Consider the following 24,044-nt stretch of genomic DNA (forward strand, 5'->3'; position numbering starts at 1 on the left):
TTGGGACTAAAATTCGGTTCGATCCTGGCTGTTCAGGCGTTTGCCAGCTACTAATCTGCTGGTCTGCCCAGTCAATATCGAACCCCGAACGCTGATTTACTTTCCTATGTCGCAAGTTTCTATTGTTGCGCCGCTGTATAATGAACAGGCCACGTTTCCGCATCTGGTAAAACGCCTCAACGCACTCATGGATACCAGCGATCTCGATATCGATGTAGTGTTGGTGGATGATGGGAGCCGTGACCAGACAGCCGTGATGATGAGCGACTTAGCCCTGAATGACCCTCGTTACCATGCGGTCTTTCTGTCGCGCAACTACGGGCATCAAACGGCCCTGACGGCTGGTTTGGCCGTGGCGCGGGGCACCGAGGCCGTGATGGTGATCGACGGTGATTTGCAGGACCCGCCCGAACTGGTCACCAGCTTTTACGCCAAGCTCAAAGAAGGCTACGACGTGGTGTATGCCGTGCGGCAGAAACGCAAGGAGGGCATCGTGAAGCGGTCGGCCTATTTTCTGTTTTATCGGTTTCTGGCGTCGATTTCGTCCATCAAAATTCCGCTCGATAGCGGCGATTTTGCCATGATGAGCCGCCGGGTGGTGAACGTGATGAACAGCATGCCCGAAGAGAGCCGCTACCTGCGCGGGATGCGGAGCTGGATTGGCTTTAAGCAGATCGGGATGCCCTACGAGCGCGACGAACGCATCGCCGGCGAGGCTAAGTATTCGTTCAAGATGCTCTGGCGGCTGGCCTACAACGGCATTTTTAACTTCAGCGAATACCCCATCAAGTTCATCACCAACCTTGGCCTCTGGACGCTCGGATTCGCCGTCATTTACCTGATCTATAACCTGGTCCGTAAGTTCGCTTACGACGACGTACCCCAGGGCTTTACGGCAACGATCTTCCTGATCACGCTCTTCAGCGGCGTGCAGCTGATTGCCCTGGGTATCATTGGTGAGTATGTACTGCGCATTTTCTTCCAGGTGAAAGGGCGCCCGCTGTTCATCATTCGCGAACAGATCAAAGACAGCCAGCCGGTAGGGCAGGGGGAGGTGTTGAATGTATAGTGAAGAATTTATAATGTATAATGTATAGTGTATAATGAAGAATGTATGATGCGATGGTGGAGCAGGGTACTTCGGATCAGCTCATCGTACATTATACATTGTACACTATACATTATGTATTCCTCTCCAACCACTCGCCCCGTATTCCAACCCCTTAGCCCAAAGGAATTGGAATGTTGAGGGAAGCGCCGGAAGTTTAGGGTTCACGGATCGGTTGGCCTTGCTAAAGGTTGCCACTGATCGTAAGGCCCCACGACTCCCGACAAACGCCCCTTGCTGTGATCGCTGTTTTCCGTCAAATCTATGAGAGCCTGCGGTTTGCCTGGCAGGCGCTGCGCTCCAACCTGCTGCGCACGACCCTGTCATTGCTGGGCGTGACGGTTGGTATTTTTGCTATCATCGCGGTGTTTACCATCGTCGATTCGTTGCAGCGCAACATTAAGGAGACGCTGGGCTCACTGGGTACCAACGTGGTGTACGTGCAGAAATGGCCGTTCGACTTCAGCGGCGATTATCCGTGGTGGAAATACTTCCAGCGCCCCGAACCCAAATACACCGAATACCGATTGCTGGCCGACCGGCTCGAAAATGCGCAGGCGGTGGTGGCGATGGGTGGCCGGGGCGGCATCACCATCAAACGTGGCAGCAACAGCCTGTCGGCGCGGGTATCGGGCGTTACCTTCGACTACAACAAGATTTCCGACGTACCCATCGCCGAGGGGCGCTATTTTGTGCCGCAGGAGGTGGAGTCGGCGCGTAACGTAGCCATCATCGGCTCGACGGTTGCCGAAACGCTGTTTCCGAATCAGAGCGCTATGGGTCAGTCGGTGCAGATTGCCGGGCTGCGGTTTGTAGTGATCGGCGTGGGCGAGAAAAAGGGATCGGGTATTCTGGAAATCGGCGGCGACCCCGACAAACGGGTGATTATTCCCTACGGCACCTTCGCCAAGCTGTTCAATTCCATCAACCCCAGCCTGACCATCGCCGTGAAAGGCTATGAGTCGGATAAGGGGCTGGAAAACCTCGAAGGCGAAATAAAAGGGCTGCTGCGCGCCCGCCGCAGCCTGCGCCCGCAACAGGAAGACAGTTTCGCCATCAACCGCCCCGAGGCGCTGGCCAAATTTATCGGTGGTATCTTCGCCGTGCTGACGGTAGCGGGCTGGTTCATCGGCGGTTTTTCCATGCTGGTCGGCGGCTTCGGCATCGCCAACATTATGTTCGTGTCGGTGAAAGAGCGCACCAACATCATCGGCATTCAGAAATCATTAGGCGCCAAAAACTACGTGATTCTGCTTCAGTTTCTGTTCGAATCGGTGCTGCTGGCGCTGGTTGGCGGGCTGGTCGGAATTGGGCTGGTCTACCTGATGTCCTTTGCCAACCTGGGGAGTCTGGATATTCAGTTGAGCACGGGCAATATCCTGCTTGGCGTAATGGTCTCCAGCCTGATTGGTGTCGTATTCGGGATTCTGCCCGCCGCGCTGGCCGCCCGCATGAACCCGGTCGATGCGATTCGCTCAAAATAACGTTAGACGACCAGCCGAAAACCAACGCCGTGGACCGCGTCGATGCGCAGGCTCGGATCGGCCGCCAGCCGTTTTCGCAGCCGCGACACAAACACGTCGAGGCTGCGTCCCATGAAATAATCGTCGTCGCCCCAGATGGCCCGCAGCAGGTCGTCGCGTCGCACCACCGCGTTGGGCCGGGCCAGCAGGTAGGCCAGTACGTCGGCTTCGCGCTGGGTTAGTTCGTGGGTACGTTCTGCACGGTGCAACGTCAGATTCGCCCGATCGAAACGATACGTACCCAGCGGCACGCCACCGGGCTGCCAGCGGGTCGGTGCAGGTACGTCCGGCGCTGGTTTTCGGCCACTTCGTTTGAGAAATACCTCGATTTTGAGTAGTAGTTCGTCGATGCTGAATGGCTTGGTCAGGTAATCGTCGGCACCGAGGCGCAGGCCCGTCAGGCGGTCGGCGCGGTCGGTGCGGGCGCTCAGAAACAAGATGGGTACGTTGGTATCGACCGCCCGAATCTGCTGCGCCAGCGCGAAGCCATCCGTTTCGGGCAGCATCACATCGAGCAGGCAAAGGTCGAACGTACCGGATTGGAAGGTGTGCCAGCCCTCGCGGCCGGTGGCGCAATGCTGCACCGCAAACCCAGCCGCTTCGAGGTTGTCACGCGTGACGAAGCTCAGGTTGATGTCATCTTCCACATACAGCAGATTCGCTTTAGGTGGCGTTGACTGCGGCAAATCGGTCAGCATACAGGTTCAGCAACAGCGGGTTGTGGAACGAAACTGGCCAGCGGGGCCGTAAACGTGAACGTGCTGCCGAGGCCGGGCGTGCTGTCGAGACGAAGCTGCCAGCCGTGCGCCCGCGCCACCCGCGAGACGTAATACAGCCCCAGACCGAAGCCTTTGCCCGTGGGTACGTTGCCAGTTGGCACCCGGTAAAACTGTCGGAACACCGCCCGCTGATGCGCTTTGGCAATCCCAACGCCCTTATCCGCCACCGACCAGATCAGGCGCTGCCCTACGGTACGGCTGCTCAGGAGAATGTCGGGTTGATCGGTGCAGTAAGTCCGGGCGTTGTCGATGAGGTTGTTCAGCAGGGTTTCGAGCGCGTAGGCGTCGGCCAGGAGCCAGGCGGGCGCGGCTTGCAGGTCGAGCCGGATGGGTACGGTATGGGCCTGCGCCACGTCGGTGAGTAGCTGGTTCAAATCCAGCACGACCCGATCCGTCGCAAAGCCGGTGTGCTGCCGACGCGCCAGATTGAGCACGGCCTGCACCTGCCGCTGAAGCCGACCGCTTTCTTCGGCCACCACGCGGGCATACTGCCCCAGCCGCTCGGGCTGCTGACTGATACCTGGCTGTTGCAGCACCCCCGCCGCAATGCGGAGCGTCGACACGGGCGTTTGTAGTTCGTGGGTAACGTTGTTGATAAACTCGCGCTGAATATCGGCCAGTTGGCGTTGGCGCAGCACGACCCAGAGCGTATAGCCAAACAGTACGACCACCAGCGCTACGGCCACCGACGACGCCAGCCAGCCGTTGAGTTGCCCCGTCACGAAACCCGCCTGCCCCGGAAACCGAATCTCGAAATAATGCGTGTAACCGGGGAAACGCGGCGGTTGCTGTCGGCCGGGTAGGGCATTGTTGACGGTCGTTTGAGTCACCGACGACACGTAGGCCCCGTAGACCATCCGTTCGGTTTCGCAATTGTAGATGCCGTATTCGAAATCGGTCAGGAGCCGGTGCCGACGGAGCGCCGTTTGCAGGTAATGTTCCAGCAGCACCGGGTTGATGGGCGCGTCGGTACGAACCACGAAATAATCGGCGGATAGCTGCACGACGGCCGCCTGCGTTTGCCGGATGCGGTTGAGTTTGGCCACCTGATCGGCCACTTCCTGCAACGCCACGAAAGCCGTTTGGCGAAACTGCCGCTCGCCCAGCGCGTAGGCCCGCCGCAGCCATACGGCCTGCACCGTCAGAATGCCGACGATGGCAATCACCGACAAGACGACCAAACTTCGAATCAACGCACGGGACATAGCAGCCGGGTTAGTCAGATACGGCGGTAAACTTACGGGCTTTGGTGGCTGGTTGGTCCGCGTTAACAAGTCATTAACAACTGATAACGACTCATTAACACCCCCGCCCGTTGACTCACGCTACGTTTGTGCCGTTACCCACCGGCCGACGAACGGCCACCGGGGGAATCAACCAAATCGCTGTTTTTTATGAAAAACACATTCGCATTTCTGGTCGCGCTGCTGTTGCTGGCAGGTACCGTTTTCGCCCACACCCTGGCCTCGTTTGGCTGGGCCAGTACCGTCCAGGAACTGGGCCGGATTCAGCAGGGCAAGCCCGTAACGGTCACCTACACGTTCACCAATACCGGCACCACGCCCTTGGTTATCACGAAGGCGAAGGGATCGTGTGGCTGCACGGGCGTTGAGTGGCCCAAAGAGGCCGTGCTGCCCGGGGCGTCGGGGCAGATCAACGCGACGTTTAACGCCGCCGCGCTGGGTACGTTCAACAAATCGGTCTTTGTGGAGTCGAATGCGGGTGAGGGCATAGCGACGTTGCAGTTCAAAGGCGAAGTAGTGAGCGACGTACCTGTCGAGAAGCCGTAAGCAGATTGGGGGCGCGATGCGTCGCGCCTCCGCTTGCAGCGAAAAACAAGGGTACGGATGTCGGGGCCGACGAAAACTCTTTCGTTGGCGAAACGTGTTATAACCCTGAACAAGGTCGCTTTCCGCCATGATCGCTTCGTCAGCAAAACCCACCGCTCGCCAACTTGCCCCTTCCCTGAGTCATATCTGGCAAACTGCGCTTGATACCAATCAGCCAGCCGCGCTGTGGCGGTTGCCCAACCAGACCGACAAGCGGCTGATTGTGCACCTCGGCGACAAACTGACTGAGCAGCCCATCGACCTGGACGAACTGCGCCCCGGCTTTGCCATTGGCCTGTTCGACAATCCCACCGACCCGAACCGTGAGGAGATGGCAAAAGCCTTTTACCTGCACGCCGATTTACAGTATACCATTGACGGGAACGGGCAGGTTGAGCCAAAACGCGACGTGCCCACTGCGTCGCTAAACCCGCTCGCCGATGCCTTTCAGGTACGTGTGCGGGCGGCCATGCAGGCTGGTCAGGAACCCCGCCCGAGCGGGGCAGGCTCCTTGTCGGCAATTGAGTTTACCGAAACCACCCAACCCGACGCGCAACGCAACTTTGAAGATGCCGTGGCCGAGGCCGTACGGGCCATGCAGGCCGGGAAATTCTGGAAGGTGGTGATTTCGCGCACCAAGACCATCGAATTCGCTGAGCAGCCCGACGTGACCATTCTGTTCGATCGGTTGTGTGCGGCCTATCCGGCGGCGTTTGTGTCGGCGGTGTGGTTGCCCGAAGGCACGGGCGGTGCTCCGGCTCAAATCTGGCTTTCGGCCACCCCCGAGCGTCTCGTCAGTGTCGAAGCCGATGGCGTTTTTCGCACGGTAGCGCTGGCCGGTACGCAGTCGGCTTATTACCCCGATGGCACACTGAAACGCACCGCCGACGCTCTCTGGTCGCAAAAAGAGATTGAAGAGCAGGCGCTGGTGAGTCGGTATATCATCGGCTGTTTCAAGAAAATCCGGTTGCGGGAATATGTCGAAGAAGGGCCCAAAACGGCGCAGGCGGGCAACCTGATGCACCTGTGTACGCAATACACCGTCGATACGAACGCGGTCAATTTTCCGCAATTGGGCACGGTGATGCTACGGCTGTTGCACCCCACGTCGGCGGTCTGCGGGATGCCCCGCCCCGAGGCGCTGCACTTCATCCAGACCCACGAGCGCCACGACCGGCGTTTCTATGCGGGGTTTGCCGGCCCTGTCAATATCGACGCCGCTAGCCACCTGTTTGTGCACATCCGCTGCCTGAAACTGGAAGGCAAGACGGCTACGCTCTACGCCGGGGCCGGCCTCACCGAAGACTCCGACCCGCAAAAAGAATGGCTGGAAACCGAGATGAAGTGCCAGACGCTCCTGCGCGGCATGCGCGGGTAAAGGCAACCATCGCCTCAGTTTGTCGTGACAATTTTTTCATTTTTGCCCCAGTTGAAGGTCAGACCGAAGAACCATCTGCCCCGGAACGTATCCACGTAGGTAAACGGAGTTGAGTCGCTGGTGGCATAGTTGTTCAATTTCTCATACCGAGCAGACAACTCACGCTGAATACCAAACGACCGCCCGTACGTGAAGACGACCCGTTGAGCGCGTCCCAACAGCAGGCTGGCCCCAACGACTACGATCGGGCGTCCTTTAAACGTAATGCCGCTGCCGGCTGTCAGGCCAGGCGTAACGGTGCCGCCCAAAATGGGCAGCCGCCAGTAGGCGTGAGCCAAAACACCCAGTGCGACTGTTAGTTTGTTGGCGTCATCAACATCTTTGATCTGCCGGGTAATAGTGGCCGTTGATGACGTCGGTTTGAAGGTCGTGTCGCGGGTACTGAAGGATTCATCGGCCAACCCCGAAAAGAAGACGCCTGCGCTGTAGTCGATTTTCAGCCGCCCTGTTACCCATAAATCGTAACTCTGTTTCGTGGGCGAAACCGCGGTATTGCCAGCGGGAGCCGTGCTAAGCGTAATCCGAATGACGTCGGCACCAGTGTATTGTTTTGGACTGAACGGACGTAGCCGTAGTGTGCTACCCTCCACGACGTCGTCGAGGGTCTGTATCAATTTGAACGTACGACTGGCCAGATCAGCGGTCAAGGCATATTCTGCAAGCGCCCGTACATACAGCGTGTATTCATCAGCCTGACCGGCATCGGTAACCAGACTGTTATTCTGGCTCGTGGTAACACTTCTGACTGTCGTGGTTAGCCCGGTGGCCGGCGTTGTTGTACTGGAGTTCACGGCACTTGTGGTGCTACTGATGCTCGTGGAACTAATCATCGATACGGCCGTCAGACTGGCCAGCGCTGCATTGGCAGCTTGAGTGAGTGTGGCTTTGAGCGCAAATTCATCGGCGATCTTATAGTCATCTAAAACGCGTTGCTGTTCAACTTTGAGTGAGCGGAGTAGCGCAAGATCCGCCTCTGATAAACAGTCTAGCCGTTTGGTTATGCTTAGCCGCTGACTGATAACTGGTGCAATACCGGTTAACTTCTCCAGTTTTCGAACAGTCGCATTCCTAGAAATGGAGGAACTGAGGTCATTTTTCTTGAAGAAGGTACCGCTCTGATCGAAGATGCCACTGACCGCTGAAAAGGCTGCGCCGGGGTCGGTGTTGAAAGCGATACCGTCTGTCCCTAATGCAGCATTATAGCGAAGCGGGTTTACGTGGCGCACCACTGCTCGTATGGTCTCGTCGGCTTTAATGAATGGCCACTTTCTGGCAAATGGAAAACGGACTCCCTGGTTGTCTTCTGCGCAGAAATCAATTTGAATGGCGTTGTCCTCCTGCGAGGTAAAGCCAGGCTGAATATCAGGCAACAGCAAGTGTAAAGGCCGGAGAGTGGTGTCTGACCAGGGTACTGCCCGGATCAGTTGGTTCTTGGTCGGGACAAATTCCGTTTTATTGTCTGGTTGCAAATCCAGTACGTAGTCTAACTGAATGGTGCCAGTCGCCAAATTGACCGAGGCTGGTTCCTGATGCCTGATGGTTGCCAGGGCAAGTGACTGATTAGCGCTGGAGGGCGCATCGTCTACTTTCAGCCTCAACTGAAACAGGTTTTTATTGGCTTTGGCCTGCGCAAACTCAGCAGCCGTTATCGGAAGAGGTACGACCAAGGGGGTGGCTCCCTGAAGCTGGGTGTACGACAAGGTGTGGTTAATCACGTGGGTGTTCTGACCGAAAACCCGTAAACTCACAATCAACGGGAGAAGTAGTTTTATGTAGCGCATGGTGTGGTGTAGGTTATTAAACTGACAGAAAAAGGCCGTTGTTAAGGAGGTAATTATGAACGGGAAGGATGTAGGAGGCGACTTCGTTATTGGCGATGAGCAAGCCGATAACCTTTGCTTTCTGGTTCGTATCAAGTATGAAAACCGCTGCCCCTGAATCCCCTTTGTTGGAGAGAAGCTGCGTTTTTATTAGTCCTTCCATGCGGGCTGGACGCACTAGATTGGGAATGTCTTCATACTGCCCTTCCTGATACAGCGCTGAAATCGTGGCCGATTGAACGTTTGAGAAAGCACCAACCATATTCACTAGTTGATGTAGCTTCGGCTGAGGCTCGGTATCCGTGAGGCGAATCGACATCCCTAACGGTGTTTTATCGACATCTGTGGGCGTCATCAAACGCACCAGAGCAAAGTCTTCTTTACTGTTGAACGATGCCTTCACGACGGTGCCGATTTGCTGCGTATCATGATTGGTAGGCACCACTACATCGATGGGGCCGTGCTCGGACGAATCGTAAAACCAGGGCATGTCGTTGATAAGGTGCCCGCATAAAACGTGGCAGCAAGTCAGAACATACTCACCGGTACTGTCATGCACCCGTAGGCCTAACGTCCCCCAATTTTCGGGTTCGGCTAAGGTTGATCGGGTTGCTACGCTACTCCCCACTCCTGTCGGTAGCCGGTTGTTGCGTCGGGCCTGACCTTCACGGTAACCAAATCGGGTAATACCCACTTCTTCAACATCAGTAGGTATGTCGATCGATTGTCCATTGGCTAGCGGGACCGTGAACGAGGGCGGAATGGCGCCCACAGTCAAGTTGGCCGGTTTCTGGCTCACTTCAAACACAATGGCTGCCTGACCGGTGGGGCGACCTGCCGTGGTTTTAAGCTGAGCAGCTATGCCTGTTACGTTCGGATACGCTTGCTGCCAAAGCGGCCCATACTGTCGGATGGCCGTTTCTATTTGCGGCAACGCTAGCGTTGCCGTTGTACTCGAACTGTTTGCCGACGTATTCAACGGGACCGGGGGCGTAAGGCTACCATCTGGCAGAATCACATTTTTGATGCGTTGCAACAGATCAACCACCCGTCCTGAGAAGAAACCCAGAATGAAGGCCACCAGGATCTGATTGGGGCTAAACTTGACCATATCCAGCACTTTCTGATCAGTGATAGCCAGACTTAATCCCAGAAAAATGGCGATTGAACAGAGAGGCGCGTAGAAAAACTTGGCAATGTGGGTCCAGACTTCAGACTGGTCAAAGCTCTTTGAATCGGTACGTAATGCCTCAGATACGCTGAACAATAGGCTGGCAATCAGGCCAAACCAAGTCCAGAAGATGACCTCCCAGTAAAGCCATCCGCCCATCAGCCAAAAATAGGAGCGAACCGGAAAGGTATGTTCTTTGAGGGCACTCATCAGGGCACCCGGCTGATTGAACAGGTTTATCCAGTTTTGAAGGGTATCCGCATCACTCGGATACATGGGGTACGTGTTTACGATGTAGCTGTAAGCACGTAAACGTTGGCTGTCGGTAAGTTGTCGCTGGCTATCTGGAACCGTGGCTGTCTGGGGAGTAGGGGGTGTGGCCGTTGTTGAGGTAGGCTTGGGTTCGTAAAGCAGCGAACTGAGCGTTGTCATGTCTCCGGTCGTCAACGTCGTAGCTGAACGACCAACGGAAAGCTGCCAGTGAGGTAACAGATAACTGATTGCTAAAAACAACAACAGCCCAATCGTCCAGAGGAACCATTGGGCTGTTGACAGGCGAAGGGAGTGGAGCGAAGACATAGGGGTGATACGGTCTGACTTACATGCCAAACATACTCACCTTACAGCTCACTTTTTGCCGGGATTTTTCACGGATTTTTACACCGAACTACCTATTTGTCAGGGTGAATAGACGGCGTTCCGGCTGCAACAAACGCCTCCCATTCCTTAATCTGTTCTTTCTTCAGGACGCGGGGAAATTTGTGCTGACCGCCCATCTTGCCTTTGGCGGCCATCCAGTCGTAGAAACGCTGGGCTGGCAATACCGTCAGGAAAACGTTCTTCAGGGCGTGTTGCCGTTCGGTGGCGTAGTCGTCGTTTAATTCTTTCAGGTGCGCGTCGATGCGGTTGCAGAGTTGATCGGCGTCCACGTCGTCGCCTTCAACACCCACGTACCAGTGATGCGCAAACAGCGGGTCATGATTGATGCCCGCCACGGTAAACTCGCGCACGTTGAGGTGCATTTCCCGCGCCGATAGCTCCACCGCTTTGTTCATGTTGTCGACGGACAGGTGCTCGCCGCAGAGGCTCAAGAAATGCTTGGTGCGCCCCGTGATGACAATTTCGGCTCGTTTTTTTGAGACAAACCGAATGGTGTCGCCAATCAGGTAGCGCCACGTACCCGAGCAAGTCGACAGCAACAGGGCATATTCTTTTCCTTCCTCAACCTCGTCGATCATCAGCGTCTGGGGGTTTTCCACCATCACGCCATCAGCCGAGAAATTGGCTTCCGTGAAAGGGACGAACTCGTGGAAAATGCCGTTGTTCAGCACCAGTTGCATGCCCTCGGCCTCGGGGTGCGTCTGATAGGCGATGAAGCCCTCCGAGGCCAGGTACGTCTCGATGTAGGTAATGGGCCGCGCCAGCAACTTCTCGAAGCCCGGCTTGTAGGGTTCAAACGACACGCCGCCGTGGCAGAAAACGGCCAGATTTGGCCAGATGTCGTGGATGGTTTTGACCTTGTAGTGCGCGATGATTTTTTCCATCAGCAACTGGATCCAGGCCGGCACGCCCACCACGTACCCAATGTCCCAGTCGGCAGCCTGTTGCGTAATCTCGTCGAGCTTGGTGCCCCAGTCGCGCTCTCGGGCAATAGACGGGCCAGGCTTGTAGAACCGCTGAAACCAGAACGGAATCTGGCTCGCCGTGATGCCGCTCAGGTCACCTTCAAAATGGCCTTCGCGGGCGTTGAGCTGCGTGCTGCCACCCAGCATCAGGTATCCTTTTTCGTAGAGCGAAGCGGGCAGGTGCGTGTATTGACCCAGCGTCAGAATCTGGCGGATGCTCGTCTTCTGAATGGCCTTGCTCATGGCCTTGGTCACGGGAATGTACTTCGAGGCGGCTTCCGACGTCCCTGAACTGAGCGCGAAGTACTTCACCCGCCCCGGCCAGGTCACGTTCTTCTCGCCCGCGAGCGACCGGTGCCACCACTCGCCGTAGATCTTGTTGTAGTCGTAGATCGGCACCAGGCGTTTGTAGGCGTCGTAAAACGCACGCTGATCACCAAAATGGCCTTCGCGCAGGACCTCATCAAACCCGTATTTGGCCCCAAACTGCGTATGCCGTGCTTTTTCAACCAGCCGCAGCAGCGTTTTTTTCTGCGCCTTAAACGGGTTTAACTTCTTGCGCCGCTGTACCGCGTTGGTCAGCCGAATACCGCGTTTTAAGAGTGTGCCTAGGATTGCCATTTCTTAATGTATAATGTACAATGAATAATGGACAATGCGGATGCGACGGAACGTACCTGACTAGTGCGGAGCCATTGTACATTGTGCATCATACATTATACATTACAACTTCCACTCCTCCATCGCCTTCATGACGCCGTAGGCGGTGAGGTCAAACTGGCAGGGAACGATTGACGCGTAATTGTTGGCGATGGCGTATTCGTCGGTGTCGGTGCCGGTGTCATTATTGACAAACTCACCGTCGAGCCAGAAGTAGCGGCGGCCGTGCGGGTCGCGGCGCTCATCGAAAATCTCGTGCCATTTGGCATTGGCTTGCCGGCAGATTTTCACGCCTTTCAGCGGCTCCGGGCCGCGCACGGGGAAGTTCACGTTCAGCGCCACACCCGTCGGGAGGCCGCGCTCAAGTACGTTGCGCGCAATAGCCTGTACGTGGTCGCGGATGTGCGAGAAATCGGGCTCACGGCTGAAATCGTTGAGCGAAAAACCAATCGCTGGAATGCCTTCGATGGCCGCTTCGATCGCCGCCGACATGGTGCCCGAATACAATACGCTGACCGACGTGTTGCTGCCGTGGTTGACGCCGCTCACCACCAGATCGGGGGCGCGGTCTTTCAGTACGTAATGCTTACCCAGCTTCACGCAGTCGGCGGGCGTGCCTGAGCACTCGTAAGCTGGCAGGCCCGAAAAGACCGTTGATGGATAGAGCCGCAACGGACTCGAAATAGTAATGGCATGGCCCATACCCGACTGAGGGCTGTTGGGTGCCACGACCACCACGGTGCCCAGTTCGCTCATGCATTCGACCAGAAAGCCAATACCTCGGGCGGTGATGCCGTCGTCGTTGGTTATCAAAATCAGCGGTGCGCCCGATGCGTCGGACCGGCCCGGCGGTTTTTGTTCGCTCATAAGGAAGTTGTTCGTGGCACAAAGGTACAACCCGAACAAGCGAACCCTGAAACACGTTTCTACCGCAAAGGGCGCAAAGGCGTTACTTGCGGTATTCTTAACAAAAAGAAAATCCCCACAAGCTGCCCGCAATTGGCAATGCGAACTGCTACGCGATTTTCTTGATGCCCTTTGTGTTATACCAGCATGGAAGAGAACGAGAAACTAGACCGGATCGTAGACGCTCGGATGAAGCTGAAACGGCGGTTTGAAGACAAGATGGCCCAAACGCCGTCGGTTGCCGACGAGAAGCCACGGGGCAAGGGGCCAACCAACCGGCACGGAATGCCGCAAGTGCCTATCGGGCAGACGGTTACGCAAAAGTGGCCGGTGCTGGATCTGGGCTACCAACCCGTGATTCCGCTCGACAAATGGCAACTAAACATCGACGGCGAAGTAAACAACCCCGTTCGGCTGAAATGGGATGACCTGATGGCACTGCCGCAGGTGGAAGACACCAGCGATTTCCACTGCGTTACGACTTGGTCTCGGCTCGACGTACCTTGGGTTGGCGTGCGGTTCATGGACCTGGCCGCCCTCGTCGACCCCAAAGGCTCGGCTACGCACGTGATGTGCTATGGCTACGACGGCTATGCCACGAACATTTCGCTCGAAGAAGCCCTTAAGCCCGACGTCCTGCTGGTACACACCGCCGATGGCCAACCGCTCACCAAAGAACATGGTGGCCCGTTGCGGATGATTACGCCGCAGCTGTATGCTTGGAAAGGCTCGAAGTGGATCAAGCGGATCGAGTTTATGGCCGGTAACCGGCTCGGATTCTGGGAAGAGCGCGGTTACTCAGACACGGCTTACCCCTGGCGCAATGACCGGTATAGCTGAGGGGTGAAGCAGATTGGTCATTAATCGTTGTCTGATCTGTCTCGCTGTCGCGTAAACCGTTTGCCTGAGCGTGTTGGAAGTCCACATGCGTTCAGACTTTATTGATGCCCATTGTTACTGCCTTTTGTACTTAAGCAACTGCTGGTTCACGCTGATCACTAGCGCGTCTTCAGAGAGACTGACAACCCGGTATTCAGGAATTGGATGGTAATAGATGGAAATGCATTCCGGTTCGCTGTACTTAAAAACAAGTCTGCTACCAGTATAAGGTTGATACGTGTATTGGCGGGCCCAGTTGCATTCATTGCCATCTAAAATGGGATCTGTGCCAGCGACAGTTCCATCTGCCTTGAAAATAAGCGTTTGCTTATCTGCTGTAGATAGCGGAATCCAGGTTTGCTCTAGTCGCTCCGTTTTGAGCCATTGACCAACTAATAGCTGAATTTGCGGATCATCCGTTTTGCAAGCGAAGCAGAGCGTGATCAATACGATGTAGAGGCTATTTTTCATCGTTAACTGGCTTTTGTCAAGCAATATAGCTAATCAACGAACTAGTAACCAATCGGGTCCTTTGGGGGAGTTGGTAGGTTGCTTTGCGCTCGGGTTTATTCTCCCACAAACGCCCGGATAGGCGCGAGCAGGCCGGGGAGTTGTTTCTCTACGTAGGCTCGCTCGTCGGCCGTCCAGGTACGTGCCTGACCGAAAAGGCAGGGCTGCAAAATGCCCCAGAGTTGTCCGTCGGCCTGCACGTGGGCGTGGATAAGAGCACGATGCCCAAACGTGTTGTGCTCGAAATCGCGGTTCAGTACGTCGGGTCCGGCCGTTTCTACGTCAGGTACGTATACGGAGGGCTGGAGCGTCAGCGCGGCGCGGAAAAGCGGATCTTCCTGGGGTAGGTCGATGGTGTCGGGTTGCCAGTCGGGCTGAATCACGTCGGGAATAGTCGTAGCGCGCCGCCACTGGAAGGCGATGCGGCCGTGCTGCTGGCTGGGCTGACGAACGTACAGAAAACAGCGGTCGGCGTTGAGGTGGCGACCGACCGCTTCGACGGTGGCGGTCAGCAGGGCTTGGGCGGTTTGTTTATCCATACAGGAAGAAGCGCCCCGCGCCCATAAAGTTTTGAACTTTAGTCTGAAAAGGCCACGACGTGCAGCGTCGTAGCCTTTTCGTTGGCCCAAGGGCTAATCTGGCGGGGCTTAATTCGGCTTCCTCGGGGTAACTTGCACCGATGAAACGAATCGCCATTTTCGGGTCGCCGGGTTCGGGAAAAAGCACGCTGGCGCGGAAGCTGTCGGCCCAAACAGGGTTGCCCGTCGTTCACCTGGATAGGTATTATTTCAATCCCGGCTGGGTGATTACATCCGATGCCGTCTTCCGACAAGCCATCACAAGAGCCATAGCCGCCGAGTGCTGGATCACCGACGGCAATTACACGACCGAGTCGCAACTGACGGGCCGGCTTGACCGCGCCGATACGCTGATTCTGCTGGAGTGTCCGCGGTGGCTGTGCCTGTGGCGGGTCATCCGGCGAATCGTGTCGTATTACGGGCGCGTCCGCCCCGATCAGGCGCCGGGTTGCCCCGAACGGCTCGACTGGGGTTTTCTGCGCTTTGTCTGGCAATTCCCTACCAAAGTGGAACGTACCCGACAACTGCTGTTGAGCCTGAGCGATCAGAAACGAGTGTACTTCCTGCGTAACAAGGCCGAGATCGAACAGTTTCTGGCTACTGCCACCACTTCGGAACCGGAGATAGGTAGCTCTTTATTGCCGCCAGATCGTATCGATCACGCCTAGTAGCTCGGGTTGAATGGCGCAACCGGATACGACGTCGCCGCCAAACAGGGTCGTATCGCCGCCGTTAAAGTCGGTGACGATGCCGCCCGCTTCGCGGACCAGACAGATGCCCGCGGCCATGTCCCAGGGCTTCAAGTTGTATTCGAAAAACGCCTCGAATCGCCCCGCCGCCACGTAGGCCAGATCAATAGCGGCCGACCCCATGCGGCGCAGGCCGTGGGTGTGTTGCATCAGCTGCTCCAGAATCTGCAAATAGGCCTGCATCTGCTCGAAGCGGTAATACGGGAACCCGGTGGCAATGAGGCTGTCGGCCAGCCGTTGCGTGGGTGAAACACGCATGGGTTGTTCGTCCGCGCCGTTCACGCTCAGCCACGCTCCCTGCCCCTCGACAGCCGAGAAGCATTCGTCGCGGTTGGGGTCATAGACCACACCGGCGATGGGGTGACTGCCCTGCGCCAGCCCGATGCTCACCGCATAAATGGGCAGGCCGTGAATGAAGTTGGTCGTGCCGTCGAGCGGGTCGATGATCCAGTTGAGTCCGGTCGGCGTTCCGAGGGTGCGGTCGGCTTGTTCGGTGGTGCCTTCTTCGGTGATGAAACCCGCCTCGGGCAGCAGCGCGTGCAGCTTCGGCACCAGCATCTTCTCGCACTCCTTATCGACGTACGACACCAGGTCGTTCAAGCCTTTGTATTCGATGGCGTCAAGGCTGAATTTCTGGCGCTCAGCCAGCAAAAAGGCACCGGCCTCCCGGGCAATGGCGTTGAGTCGGGGGCGGAATTGATCGGGAAATGTCATTGGAAGGAAAAGAAAAAGCGAAAAGGGGAGTAGGACCTTCGTTGAAGTGACAAGAAACTACACCCGAACGACGTCGGCACGGTGGCTGACGTTGCCGGTACGTACCCACGACCGGAACAGCGCCCGCACCAGCAACGTACCCACGAGCAGGGTATCGGCAAAGCCCGGCGCGTTGAGGAAAAAGAACGATAGCACCAGCAGTGCCGCCGTAATGCGGAAGTATGTACCCGTCTGAAACGGATGCCGTTTGGCCGAGGTTGCCCAGAAAATACCGGGCAGGTGCAGGGGCATGAGCCAGAGCAGGGTGGGGTTCCAGGTCGTTACACCGTGGTCGGTGGCAAACCAAAGCAGGAACAGAAACCAGCCCCAGCCACCAGCAATGCCAAACAGAAGCCGATCGAGCCAGAGGCCAGTCCGCTCGCCCGCCCGGACTCCGGTGTTCCAGTGCCGCCACGTAAACAGAGCCACCACGATCAAGACGATCAGGAAGACAAAATCGGGATAGAGTACAATGGGCAGGGTCGGCTTAAACAGCGGTTGGCCGGCAAACAACGTCTGCGTCTGGGTTACCAGCGGCACCAACTGCCCGTTGGGCATGCGTACCTGCGCTTTGGCTAGTTCGGCAAACACATTATTGGGCAGGTACATCGCTTCCCAACCCGTGGTCACCTTGTCGGAAGGCCGGCCGATGGCGAGGTTCATGCCCAGTCGCTCCCAGGGTTTGGGCGTGAGGTAATCGTTCATCCAGGCGCGGTACGATTTGGTCGGCTGTTTCACGGTAGGTGCCCAAACCAGACTATCACCCATCGCGTTGGCGATCATGTCGCGGGGCCGCGTGGCGCAGTTGTCGTAGTAAAACTTGTAGCGGTACTCGCGGTTCTGCGGCAACAGGTTGGTTTCCAATGCCGTAAATAGCCGTTGCCGCTGTGGTGCCGAGAGGTTTAGCTCCTGCTCGCGGATGCTGCGGTTGTTTTGCTGGTAATACCAAACCACCTGACTCAGCGTGTGCGATGAGAGGTGATAAGGCAACGTACCCCGCAGAAATTTGATGACGAAATTATCGGCGTTGTAATCAAAACCGCCGTAGCTGTAATCGCGGTCGATGCCCAGCATCGGGTCGTAAACCCGGATTTCGGTATGGCCAAATACCGACGAAATATCATCCTGCCCCGGCCCGTACGTGATCAGGCTGACGCGGGCCGATGGCGAGAGCGTTTGGGCCTGTGCCTTCGGCCGGATACCGACGGTTGCCAACACCAGACTCAAGGCAAAAAGAACGTACCTGACCCGGTTAGTCGTCCTGCTCCTCGTCGTCGTCATTATCGGTATGGCGTTGTTTGTAATAATCATCCCCTTTCTTGTTGCGCTTCTCCGACCGGCTGGCTTCGGGTTTGCCACCTACGCACACCACGATTTCGCCTTTAATCGGTTTTTCGGCAAAATAAGCCGCAATTTCCGACAAACTGCCCCGCACGGTCTCTTCAAACAGCTTTGTTAACTCACGCGACACACTGGCGGGCCGGTCGGGACCAAACACCTCGGCAAGTTGCTCAAGCAGTTTCAGCAGTCGGTGCGGCGATTCGTAGAAAATCATCGTCCGGCTTTCGTTAGCCAACGCCTCAAGGCGCGTCTGACGACCTTTTTTATGGGGCAAAAACCCCTCAAACGTGAAGCGGTCGTTGGGCAGGCCCGAGTTAACGAGCGCCGGTACGAACGCCGTGGGGCCAGGCAGGCACTCCACAGGTACGTCGAAATCGAGGCATTCGCGCACCAGCAGAAAACCGGGATCGGAGATGGCGGGCGTGCCGGCATCCGACACCAGCGCCAGGGTCTTGCCTTGCTTCAACTGCGCGATAATCTTCTGAATGCTACCGTGCTCGTTAAACATGTGGTAGCTGTGCAGCGGCTTGTTGATGCCCAGGTGCTTCAGCAGGAAGCCCGTCGTGCGGGTGTCCTCGGCCAGAATCCCATCCACGCTTTGCAGCACCTTAATGGCCCGCAACGTGATGTCGTCCAGATTGCCGATAGGCGTAGGAACGAGGTAAAGTTTCATGAACAAAGAATGTATAATGAATAATGCATGATGTACAATGGGGATGCATCAGCGGTACGCCATCTAACCCATTATACATCGTACATTATTCATTATACATTGAGTTTATCGCCTTCGCCAGCGCCCGGTCTTTGTCGGTGACGGTGTTACCGGCGTCGTGGGTCGTGAGTTCGATGGTGACTTGGTTGTAGACGTTAGTCCAGAAGGGGTGATGGTCCATCTTCTCGGCGATCAGCGCCACCCGCGTCATGAAGGCAAAGGCCTCCGTAAAATCGGCAAACGTAAACTGCCGAACGAGCTTATTATCGGTTTCCTGCCACATAAGTTGGGGTCATTTGCTGCGCGTCATTCATGGTCATTGACAGTCATTTATTGCTAATTGAGACAAACAATAAATGACTGTCAATGACCATGAATGACGCGCAGCAAATGACCAATTTACGCTTTATAAAAAATCCACTTCGAGAGTTCTTTGTAGGTCGGTTTCTTGCCGTACATCAGGATGCCGACGCGGTAGATGCGGGCGGCGAGCCAGGTAGTGGCCAGAAAACCTGCTACGAGCAGTGCCATCGATAGGACAAGCTGCCAGACCGGTACGCCAAACGGAATGCGCACCATCATGATGATGGGCGACGTAAACGGGATCATCGACATCCAGAACGCCAGCGGGCCGTCGGGATCGCGAACGATAAACTGCGCCAGCGCAATCGACGCGATAATCGGGATCGTGATCGGGAACATGAACTGCTGCGTCTCGGTCTCGCTGTCGACAGCCGCCCCAATCGCCCCGAACAGCGAACTGTAGAGCAGGTAGCCGCCCAGGAAGTAGAAGATAAAGCAGAACACAATCAGCGGCACGTTGAGTGTGTCGAGGGCGGCGGTCAGTTCGGCAACGGGGTTCTTGCTGTTTTCCATTTTGCGCTGCACGTCGGCCTGTCCCGGCCCCATCGCCATCGATGTGCGGGCTTTGGCGGCGTCGCGGGTGTATTTAGCCCCCAGAATGGCCGTGCCCGCCGAAATCACACCGATGGTGAGCAAAATCCAGAGCAGAAACTGCGTAAGACCGACCAATCCAACGCCCACAATCTTGCCCATCATAAGCTGAAACGGCTTCACCGATGAGATAATGACCTCGATGATGCGGTTGGTCTTTTCCTCCAGCACGCCCCGCATCACCTGGGCGCCGTAGATAAACACCGAGAGGTAAATCAGGAAGGCGCAGAAACCGCCAATGACCGTGGTGATGATCGAATTCGTGTTTTTTTCGCCCTGATCGCTCAGGTTGATCGTCGTGGCGTCGACATTCACCTTGGCGTCTTCGATGACCTGTTGCGTAATACCCGCCGCGCTGAGCTTGATCCGCTCGATCCGCTTCGAAATAGCCGATTCGATGTTCGATTGCATACTCAGGCTGACGCTCTTGTTCGAAAAGATCTGCACCGTCTTGGGCTGCTCGATCACGTCGGCGGGAATGACCACCAGGGCGTCGTACCCTTTGTTGGCCAGGCTGGCTTTGGCGCTGGCGAGCGATTCGGTGGGGTACACGTAGGCCGTTTCGTCGTTGTTCTTGAACTGCCCTTTAAACTGCCCGTTCTGGTCGACGATGGCCACTTTTTTCTGCGAAATCGAGCCGACCGCTGCCCAGCCAATCGCCCCGTAGAAGGCCGCCATCAGCAGCGGTGCCAGCAGGGTCATGACGATAAACGATTTCTTCCGGACGCGAACCAGATACTCGCGCTTGATGATCGTAAGGATAATGTTCATAGACGGTTAGTTTGGTCAGGTGGTTGGCACCTCGCCGACGGCTTTGATAAAGATGTCGTTCATGCTGGGAATATTTTCGCCGAAGCTACGTACCTGTACCCGGTCGAGTAGCAGGCGGATCAGGTCGTTGACCGATGCATCGGGCGGAATCTTGATGTCGACGCGGCTAAACCCATCGTCGGTCTGGCCAGCGGGCACTGCCGCGAAGGCAGGGGGTAGCTCGCCCAGATTGCCCTGGTATTCAAACCGGTACGTATGCGTTTTGAACTGATTCTTGATGGCCAGTTTGGGGCCGTCGAGCACTTTCTTCGAGCGGTGAATCAAAGCGATGTGGTCGCAGAGTTCTTCCACCGTATCCATGCGGTGCGTCGAGAAGATAATCGTGGTGCCCTGCTGCTTCAACTCCAGGATTTCGTCGCGGATCAGGTTGGCGTTGATGGGGTCGAAACCCGAAAAAGGTTCGTCCAGAATCAGCAGGTCGGGCTGATGCAGCACCGTCGCCACAAACTGCACTTTCTGCTGCATACCTTTCGAGAGATCTTCGACGCTCTTGCTCCACCAGGTCTTGATATCGAACTTCTCAAACCAGATTTTGAGCTTGTCCATCGCCTCCCGCTCGCTCAGCCCCTTCAGCTTGGCCAGGTAGAGCAACTGCTCGCCTACCTTCATCTTTTTGTACAGACCACGCTCTTCGGGCAGGTAGCCGATGCGCCGAATGTGCTCTGGGCCAAGGGCTTTGCCGTCGAATAGGACTTCGCCGCCATCGGGGCCGGTAATCTGGTTGATGATGCGGATGAGCGATGTTTTGCCCGCGCCGTTGGGGCCTAATAGCCCGAAAATCTGTCCTTTAGGGATACTAACGCTGACATCGTCAAGCGCCCGGTGTTCGGCGTACTGTTTAGTAATATGGCGGGTTTCCAGGATCGTCATACAGCCATGGTTCGGTTAATAACCAAAGATACACCGGCTGGGGCAGTCCCCGCTGTGGCAAAGGGGAGAATGGGCTTTTTCATCCACCATCGGCAAAAAGAAAGCACAACGCCCAACGGATAAAGTTGGCCGACGCAAACGAGGCTCGCATCGGTTACTTTGCCCGTTGGGCGTTGTGCTTTCTTTTTATAGAAACGGACCGGCTAGGCTTTCACGACAATCGTTTTGGCCCACTCGTCGCCAAACCGTTTCGAGTTGTCGCGGAAGATCACGAGCGCATCGACCAGGTTGAGTAGCGGAATGATTTGCGGGATGGCCCGGACCACGCCCGTGCCGTAGTCGCCCATGATGCTGGCACCGGTATCTTCCTTAATGACCTTAATGCCCATCAGTTTTTTGCCAACACTTTGCCCGTTCAGGAAAGGCAGGCTGTCGCGGGTCAGGAGGTAAGCGATGTAAACAAGATACCCCAGAGTTGCCAGCTTATACGATATGAACGAAAGCACGAGCAGCGGAACGTACCCAACGAGGCCATCGATAAAAATAGCAACGAAGCGAATAATGGGGCTGGCTTTTTCGCGGGAAAGGACAGATGGTGACGAATACGAAACAGGTTCCATGGAAGCGGAGAACGTTTAGGTTTATGAATAACTTGCGTGAACAAGTTATCAACCTTCCAGACCGTAGACAATAGCTATCCGAGTTTTTATTTTAAACGGCTAAATGTCTGTTTATAAATGGGTTTTCGGTAGACAAACTGCGCCCACATCAGCGGGTACATCAGGTAATCAAACAGGCGATTGGGCGTCTGGTAGGTGATTTCGTCGGCGATCACGGTGCCGCTGCCTTGCCGGATCAGGCGGTGCTTGTGGTGCCAGGCGCGCAGGAAGAAAGGGAGCTTCACCCCCTGATCGACGAAGTAGATTTCGTCGGGCGTGGTTTGCTGGTCGACGATGTCGCTGGTCCAGGTTTGTTTGAAGAGCAGAAAATTCAGTTCAAGCGATACCACGTCGCCGGTGAGGCAGCCGTCGAAGCGCAGTACCCTGACGGGCGGAAAGGGTGGGCTGAGCCGATCAAACAGGGCGCGGTTGAACCCGGCCCAAACTCGGTCGATGGGTTGATCGACGGCAGTACGAATGGTGATTGTCATCCTAATCTCGTTCTAATTAATCCTTGCGGTGTGAATCTTGTCTTAGTGCTGTATCTTTGCTTTCTTGTTAAAATCATATTTAAACCAACCATTACACAACGCATGAACGGCAAGCGCTTCATCTTACCCTTACTGCTGGTTACCTTCCTGACCACGGCTTTCAAATCGGCTGAGAATCCCGATGCCGTGCTGGGTACGTGGCTCAACGGCACTAAGAAAGGCCACATTCAGATTTACAAACAAGCCAACAAATATTACGGCAAGCTGATCTGGCTGTCGGAGCCCAACGACCCCGCCACCGGAAAGCCTAAAGTTGACTCGAAAAACCCCGATGGCAAACTAAAAAGCCGTCCCCTGCTTAATCTGAACATTATGCAGGACTTTGTGTTCGACGGCGACGACCAGTGGGAAGATGGGAAAATCTACAATCCCGAAGACGGCAAAACGTATAGCTGCTACATGAAACTCAATGACCCTAACTCGCTCTATGTGCGTGGGTACGTGGGGATTCGGGCCATCGGTAAAACGCAGACCTGGACACGAATCAAGTAGGCCCATTCAGCTCATAAAAACCAGAAAGGCCCACAACGAGAATAATGCTCCGTTGTGGGCCTTTCTGGTTTTAAGCGATAAGCAATCAGGACGCCGCGTACCCGTTCTGAACAACAAGCGCTGCCCGGTTGCGGTAGAAGTCAGGATCATTGACGGGCGCCAACGTACCCAGCCCGTCGACGTACCGATTATACATGCAGAAGGCCGCCGCAATCAGCACGGTATCATGGATATCGCGGTCGGTAGCCCCTTCGGAGCGGGCTGCCTCGATCTGTTCGGCGGTTACGGACCGGCCCCCCTGCTGTACACTGCCCGCTACCATAAGCAGCGCTTTGAGCTTTTCGGAAACGCAGGCGTTTGCGTAATCTCGTTTCACAGATTGCACCAAACTCCAGTCCTCATCGCCGAGGTGATGGCTGGCGACGGCGCCGTGGATGGTTTGGCAAAAGAAGCAGTCGTTTTGCGAGGACACGTAGGTCGCGATTAATTCGCGTTCGCCTTCGCTCAGCGTAGATGCCGGGTGGTAGGCATTGGTACGAAGCAGCCAGTTGGCGAGTTCGTTCAGCGGGCGAGCTGTTTCGGGGCTAAAGGCCATCGGCCCGCGAATGCCGGGTATTCCGGCTGGTAAGTCGATATGGGGCATTGTTTTGAGTTGGCGCGGTAGTCAAGATGCCCCCAGCCATAACCAGACTGGGGGATACAAACTACTAACCTATGGTAAGGAGTGAAGATCAGAGTTAGCTTACTGCAGTTTTACAGGGGTGGGTAACACGTACCCCAACGTACCCATCCGCTCACCCATCGCCGCATACGCCGCCGGGTCGGTGGGGGTTAAAGTTGCCAACCCGTCGACGTAGCGATTATACATGCAGAAAGAAGCGGCAATCAGCACCGTGTCGTGAATGTCGCCATCCGTCGCGCCCAGCGTTCGGGCTGCTTCGACCAGCTCGGTGCTAACCGTTCGGGCATCAGCCTGTACGTGATCAGCAACGGCCAGTAGGGCACGAAGCTTCGGCGAAATAGCCGCCGTGTCAGGCGAACGAAGCACCTGATCGACAATAGATGCCTGGTCGCCATACAGAAAACGAGCGGCTGCGGCGTGGCTGTTCATGCAGAAGTCGGTGCAGTTTCGGCTCGATACGAAAGCGGCAATCAGCTCGCGATCGGCGTCCATGAGTGTGCTGTCGGGTGAACCAGCGCGCAGCAGCGCCTGGGCCAGTTCGTAAAGCGGCTGACCGGTATCGGGCCGGTACATAGCCAGGCTCCGGATACCCGGCGCGTCATTACTGAGTTGAATGTGAGGCAT

At 56.1% G+C, this 24,044-nt stretch carries 25 protein-coding genes; 7 read left to right on the forward strand and 18 right to left on the reverse strand.

All coding sequences use genetic code 11. The features are described from left to right. Window positions 1-106: 106 nt before the first annotated feature. Both FAES_RS07280 and FAES_RS07285 read left to right on the forward strand, forming a co-directional pair. The gene (locus FAES_RS07280; RefSeq protein WP_015330557.1) at window positions 107-1,069 is read left to right on the forward strand and encodes a glycosyltransferase family 2 protein; all 963 of its coding nucleotides are present in this window, start codon (window positions 107-109) and stop codon (window positions 1,067-1,069) included. Between the two features lie 281 nt (window positions 1,070-1,350). Beyond that, window positions 1,351-2,592 (forward strand): ABC transporter permease, encoded by a 1,242-nt coding sequence (locus FAES_RS07285; RefSeq protein ID WP_041258651.1) that lies wholly within the window; start codon window positions 1,351-1,353, stop codon window positions 2,590-2,592. A gap of 2 nt (window positions 2,593-2,594) precedes the next feature. On the opposite strand, the gene FAES_RS07290 is transcribed toward FAES_RS07285, so the two are convergent. Together FAES_RS07290 and FAES_RS07295 are read right to left on the reverse strand one after the other, a co-directional pair. Then, window positions 2,595-3,329, reverse strand: a complete 735-nt coding sequence (locus FAES_RS07290) for a response regulator transcription factor (RefSeq protein WP_015330559.1) — start codon at window positions 3,327-3,329, stop codon at window positions 2,595-2,597. After that, window positions 3,323-4,615 (reverse strand): sensor histidine kinase, encoded by a 1,293-nt coding sequence (locus tag FAES_RS07295; RefSeq protein WP_015330560.1) that lies wholly within the window; start codon window positions 4,613-4,615, stop codon window positions 3,323-3,325. The genes FAES_RS07290 and FAES_RS07295 overlap by 7 nt, the downstream gene beginning before the upstream one ends. 189 nt (window positions 4,616-4,804) lie before the next feature. Between FAES_RS07295 and FAES_RS07300 the strand changes: the two genes are divergently transcribed. Together FAES_RS07300 and FAES_RS07305 are read left to right on the forward strand one after the other, a co-directional pair. After that, complete coding sequence (locus FAES_RS07300; protein ID WP_015330561.1) at window positions 4,805-5,200, forward strand: DUF1573 domain-containing protein; 396 nt, start codon at window positions 4,805-4,807, stop codon at window positions 5,198-5,200. Window positions 5,201-5,327: 127 nt separating this feature from the next. Next, window positions 5,328-6,617 (forward strand): chorismate-binding protein, encoded by a 1,290-nt coding sequence (locus FAES_RS07305; RefSeq protein ID WP_015330562.1) that lies wholly within the window; start codon window positions 5,328-5,330, stop codon window positions 6,615-6,617. A gap of 14 nt (window positions 6,618-6,631) precedes the next feature. Here the strand turns inward: FAES_RS07305 and FAES_RS07310 are convergent, their stop codons facing one another. From FAES_RS07310 to surE, 4 genes are all read right to left on the reverse strand, one after another. Further along, complete coding sequence (locus FAES_RS07310; RefSeq protein ID WP_015330563.1) at window positions 6,632-8,458, reverse strand: hypothetical protein; 1,827 nt, start codon at window positions 8,456-8,458, stop codon at window positions 6,632-6,634. A 16-nt stretch (window positions 8,459-8,474) separates the two neighbouring features. Beyond that, entirely contained in the window at window positions 8,475-10,247 is a 1,773-nt protein-coding gene (locus FAES_RS07315) for a S1 family peptidase (RefSeq protein WP_015330564.1), read from the reverse strand. Window positions 10,248-10,339: 92 nt separating this feature from the next. After that, entirely contained in the window at window positions 10,340-11,914 is a 1,575-nt protein-coding gene (locus tag FAES_RS07320; protein WP_015330565.1) for a GH3 family acyl-acid amido synthetase, read from the reverse strand. 102 nt (window positions 11,915-12,016) lie between these two features. Further along, complete coding sequence (gene surE, locus FAES_RS07325; protein WP_015330566.1) at window positions 12,017-12,820, reverse strand: 5'/3'-nucleotidase SurE; 804 nt, start codon at window positions 12,818-12,820, stop codon at window positions 12,017-12,019. Between the two features lie 186 nt (window positions 12,821-13,006). On the opposite strand from surE, the gene FAES_RS07330 reads away from it, so the two are divergent. Further along, window positions 13,007-13,699 (forward strand): sulfite oxidase-like oxidoreductase, encoded by a 693-nt coding sequence (locus FAES_RS07330; RefSeq protein WP_015330567.1) that lies wholly within the window; start codon window positions 13,007-13,009, stop codon window positions 13,697-13,699. A gap of 114 nt (window positions 13,700-13,813) precedes the next feature. Here the strand turns inward: FAES_RS07330 and FAES_RS07335 are convergent, their stop codons facing one another. Beyond that, complete coding sequence (locus FAES_RS07335; RefSeq protein WP_041257638.1) at window positions 13,814-14,209, reverse strand: lipocalin-like domain-containing protein; 396 nt, start codon at window positions 14,207-14,209, stop codon at window positions 13,814-13,816. A 95-nt stretch (window positions 14,210-14,304) separates the two neighbouring features. Next, a complete protein-coding gene (locus FAES_RS07340) occupies window positions 14,305-14,787 on the reverse strand; it encodes a GAF domain-containing protein (RefSeq protein ID WP_015330568.1) in 483 nt (160 codons plus the stop codon). Between the two features lie 140 nt (window positions 14,788-14,927). Between FAES_RS07340 and FAES_RS07345 the strand changes: the two genes are divergently transcribed. Continuing rightward, complete coding sequence (locus FAES_RS07345; protein WP_015330569.1) at window positions 14,928-15,494, forward strand: AAA family ATPase; 567 nt, start codon at window positions 14,928-14,930, stop codon at window positions 15,492-15,494. Here FAES_RS07345 and FAES_RS07350 read toward each other — a convergent pair. The 8 genes from FAES_RS07350 to FAES_RS07385 form a co-directional block, all read right to left on the reverse strand. After that, window positions 15,462-16,289: an inositol monophosphatase family protein gene (locus FAES_RS07350; RefSeq protein ID WP_015330570.1), complete on the reverse strand. Its 828-nt coding sequence runs from the start codon at window positions 16,287-16,289 to the stop codon at window positions 15,462-15,464. The genes FAES_RS07345 and FAES_RS07350 overlap by 33 nt on opposite strands. Before the next feature lie 57 nt (window positions 16,290-16,346). After that, window positions 16,347-17,609 (reverse strand): lipoprotein N-acyltransferase Lnb domain-containing protein, encoded by a 1,263-nt coding sequence (locus FAES_RS07355; protein WP_041257639.1) that lies wholly within the window; start codon window positions 17,607-17,609, stop codon window positions 16,347-16,349. Next, window positions 17,581-18,342, reverse strand: coding sequence for a 16S rRNA (cytidine(1402)-2'-O)-methyltransferase (gene rsmI / locus FAES_RS07360; RefSeq protein ID WP_015330572.1), 762 nt, complete (start codon window positions 18,340-18,342; stop codon window positions 17,581-17,583). The genes FAES_RS07355 and rsmI overlap by 29 nt, the downstream gene beginning before the upstream one ends. Window positions 18,343-18,427: 85 nt before the next feature. Next, the gene (locus FAES_RS07365; RefSeq protein WP_015330573.1) at window positions 18,428-18,664 is read right to left on the reverse strand and encodes a 4a-hydroxytetrahydrobiopterin dehydratase; all 237 of its coding nucleotides are present in this window, start codon (window positions 18,662-18,664) and stop codon (window positions 18,428-18,430) included. A 116-nt stretch (window positions 18,665-18,780) separates the two neighbouring features. Continuing rightward, window positions 18,781-20,106, reverse strand: coding sequence for an ABC transporter permease (locus FAES_RS07370; protein WP_015330574.1), 1,326 nt, complete (start codon window positions 20,104-20,106; stop codon window positions 18,781-18,783). A 15-nt stretch (window positions 20,107-20,121) separates the two neighbouring features. After that, a complete protein-coding gene (locus tag FAES_RS07375; RefSeq protein WP_015330575.1) occupies window positions 20,122-21,036 on the reverse strand; it encodes an ABC transporter ATP-binding protein in 915 nt (304 codons plus the stop codon). A 203-nt stretch (window positions 21,037-21,239) separates the two neighbouring features. Then, window positions 21,240-21,656: an RDD family protein gene (locus FAES_RS07380; protein ID WP_015330576.1), complete on the reverse strand. Its 417-nt coding sequence runs from the start codon at window positions 21,654-21,656 to the stop codon at window positions 21,240-21,242. A gap of 86 nt (window positions 21,657-21,742) precedes the next feature. Next, complete coding sequence (locus FAES_RS07385; RefSeq protein WP_015330577.1) at window positions 21,743-22,186, reverse strand: SRPBCC family protein; 444 nt, start codon at window positions 22,184-22,186, stop codon at window positions 21,743-21,745. A gap of 102 nt (window positions 22,187-22,288) precedes the next feature. On the opposite strand from FAES_RS07385, the gene FAES_RS07390 reads away from it, so the two are divergent. Then, complete coding sequence (locus FAES_RS07390; RefSeq protein WP_041257640.1) at window positions 22,289-22,738, forward strand: DUF2147 domain-containing protein; 450 nt, start codon at window positions 22,289-22,291, stop codon at window positions 22,736-22,738. Window positions 22,739-22,823: 85 nt separating this feature from the next. Here the strand turns inward: FAES_RS07390 and FAES_RS07395 are convergent, their stop codons facing one another. Continuing rightward, the gene (locus tag FAES_RS07395) at window positions 22,824-23,381 is read right to left on the reverse strand and encodes a carboxymuconolactone decarboxylase family protein (protein ID WP_015330579.1); all 558 of its coding nucleotides are present in this window, start codon (window positions 23,379-23,381) and stop codon (window positions 22,824-22,826) included. 99 nt (window positions 23,382-23,480) lie between these two features. Further along, window positions 23,481-24,044 (reverse strand): carboxymuconolactone decarboxylase family protein, encoded by a 564-nt coding sequence (locus FAES_RS07400; protein WP_015330580.1) that lies wholly within the window; start codon window positions 24,042-24,044, stop codon window positions 23,481-23,483.

It is taken from the genome of Fibrella aestuarina BUZ 2, from assembly GCF_000331105.1.
GTDB classification, from domain to species: domain Bacteria; phylum Bacteroidota; class Bacteroidia; order Cytophagales; family Spirosomataceae; genus Fibrella; species Fibrella aestuarina.

Bases quoted from the DNA above. Each gene is read 5' to 3' on its own strand.
- FAES_RS07390 (WP_041257640.1), top strand. From the start codon at position 22,289: ATGAACGGCAAGCGCTTCATCTTACCCTTACTGCTGGTTACCTTCCTG.
- FAES_RS07340 (WP_015330568.1), bottom strand. From the start codon at position 14,787: ATGGATAAACAAACCGCCCAAGCCCTGCTGACCGCCACCGTCGAAGCG.
- FAES_RS07365 (WP_015330573.1), bottom strand. From the start codon at position 18,664: ATGTGGCAGGAAACCGATAATAAGCTCGTTCGGCAGTTTACGTTTGCC.
- FAES_RS07355 (WP_041257639.1), bottom strand. From the start codon at position 17,609: ATGACGACGACGAGGAGCAGGACGACTAACCGGGTCAGGTACGTTCTT.
- rsmI (WP_015330572.1), bottom strand. From the start codon at position 18,342: ATGAAACTTTACCTCGTTCCTACGCCTATCGGCAATCTGGACGACATC.
- FAES_RS07350 (WP_015330570.1), bottom strand. From the start codon at position 16,289: ATGACATTTCCCGATCAATTCCGCCCCCGACTCAACGCCATTGCCCGG.
- FAES_RS07315 (WP_015330564.1), bottom strand. From the start codon at position 10,247: ATGTCTTCGCTCCACTCCCTTCGCCTGTCAACAGCCCAATGGTTCCTC.
- FAES_RS07380 (WP_015330576.1), bottom strand. From the start codon at position 21,656: ATGGAACCTGTTTCGTATTCGTCACCATCTGTCCTTTCCCGCGAAAAA.
- FAES_RS07310 (WP_015330563.1), bottom strand. From the start codon at position 8,458: ATGCGCTACATAAAACTACTTCTCCCGTTGATTGTGAGTTTACGGGTT.
- FAES_RS07385 (WP_015330577.1), bottom strand. From the start codon at position 22,186: ATGACAATCACCATTCGTACTGCCGTCGATCAACCCATCGACCGAGTT.
- FAES_RS07295 (WP_015330560.1), bottom strand. From the start codon at position 4,615: ATGTCCCGTGCGTTGATTCGAAGTTTGGTCGTCTTGTCGGTGATTGCC.
- FAES_RS07400 (WP_015330580.1), bottom strand. From the start codon at position 24,044: ATGCCTCACATTCAACTCAGTAATGACGCGCCGGGTATCCGGAGCCTG.
- surE (WP_015330566.1), bottom strand. From the start codon at position 12,820: ATGAGCGAACAAAAACCGCCGGGCCGGTCCGACGCATCGGGCGCACCG.
- FAES_RS07300 (WP_015330561.1), top strand. From the start codon at position 4,805: ATGAAAAACACATTCGCATTTCTGGTCGCGCTGCTGTTGCTGGCAGGT.
- FAES_RS07305 (WP_015330562.1), top strand. From the start codon at position 5,328: ATGATCGCTTCGTCAGCAAAACCCACCGCTCGCCAACTTGCCCCTTCC.
- FAES_RS07290 (WP_015330559.1), bottom strand. From the start codon at position 3,329: ATGCTGACCGATTTGCCGCAGTCAACGCCACCTAAAGCGAATCTGCTG.
- FAES_RS07395 (WP_015330579.1), bottom strand. From the start codon at position 23,381: ATGCCCCATATCGACTTACCAGCCGGAATACCCGGCATTCGCGGGCCG.
- FAES_RS07280 (WP_015330557.1), top strand. From the start codon at position 107: ATGTCGCAAGTTTCTATTGTTGCGCCGCTGTATAATGAACAGGCCACG.
- FAES_RS07330 (WP_015330567.1), top strand. From the start codon at position 13,007: ATGGAAGAGAACGAGAAACTAGACCGGATCGTAGACGCTCGGATGAAG.
- FAES_RS07375 (WP_015330575.1), bottom strand. From the start codon at position 21,036: ATGACGATCCTGGAAACCCGCCATATTACTAAACAGTACGCCGAACAC.
- FAES_RS07335 (WP_041257638.1), bottom strand. From the start codon at position 14,209: ATGAAAAATAGCCTCTACATCGTATTGATCACGCTCTGCTTCGCTTGC.
- FAES_RS07345 (WP_015330569.1), top strand. From the start codon at position 14,928: ATGAAACGAATCGCCATTTTCGGGTCGCCGGGTTCGGGAAAAAGCACG.
- FAES_RS07370 (WP_015330574.1), bottom strand. From the start codon at position 20,106: ATGAACATTATCCTTACGATCATCAAGCGCGAGTATCTGGTTCGCGTC.
- FAES_RS07320 (WP_015330565.1), bottom strand. From the start codon at position 11,914: ATGGCAATCCTAGGCACACTCTTAAAACGCGGTATTCGGCTGACCAAC.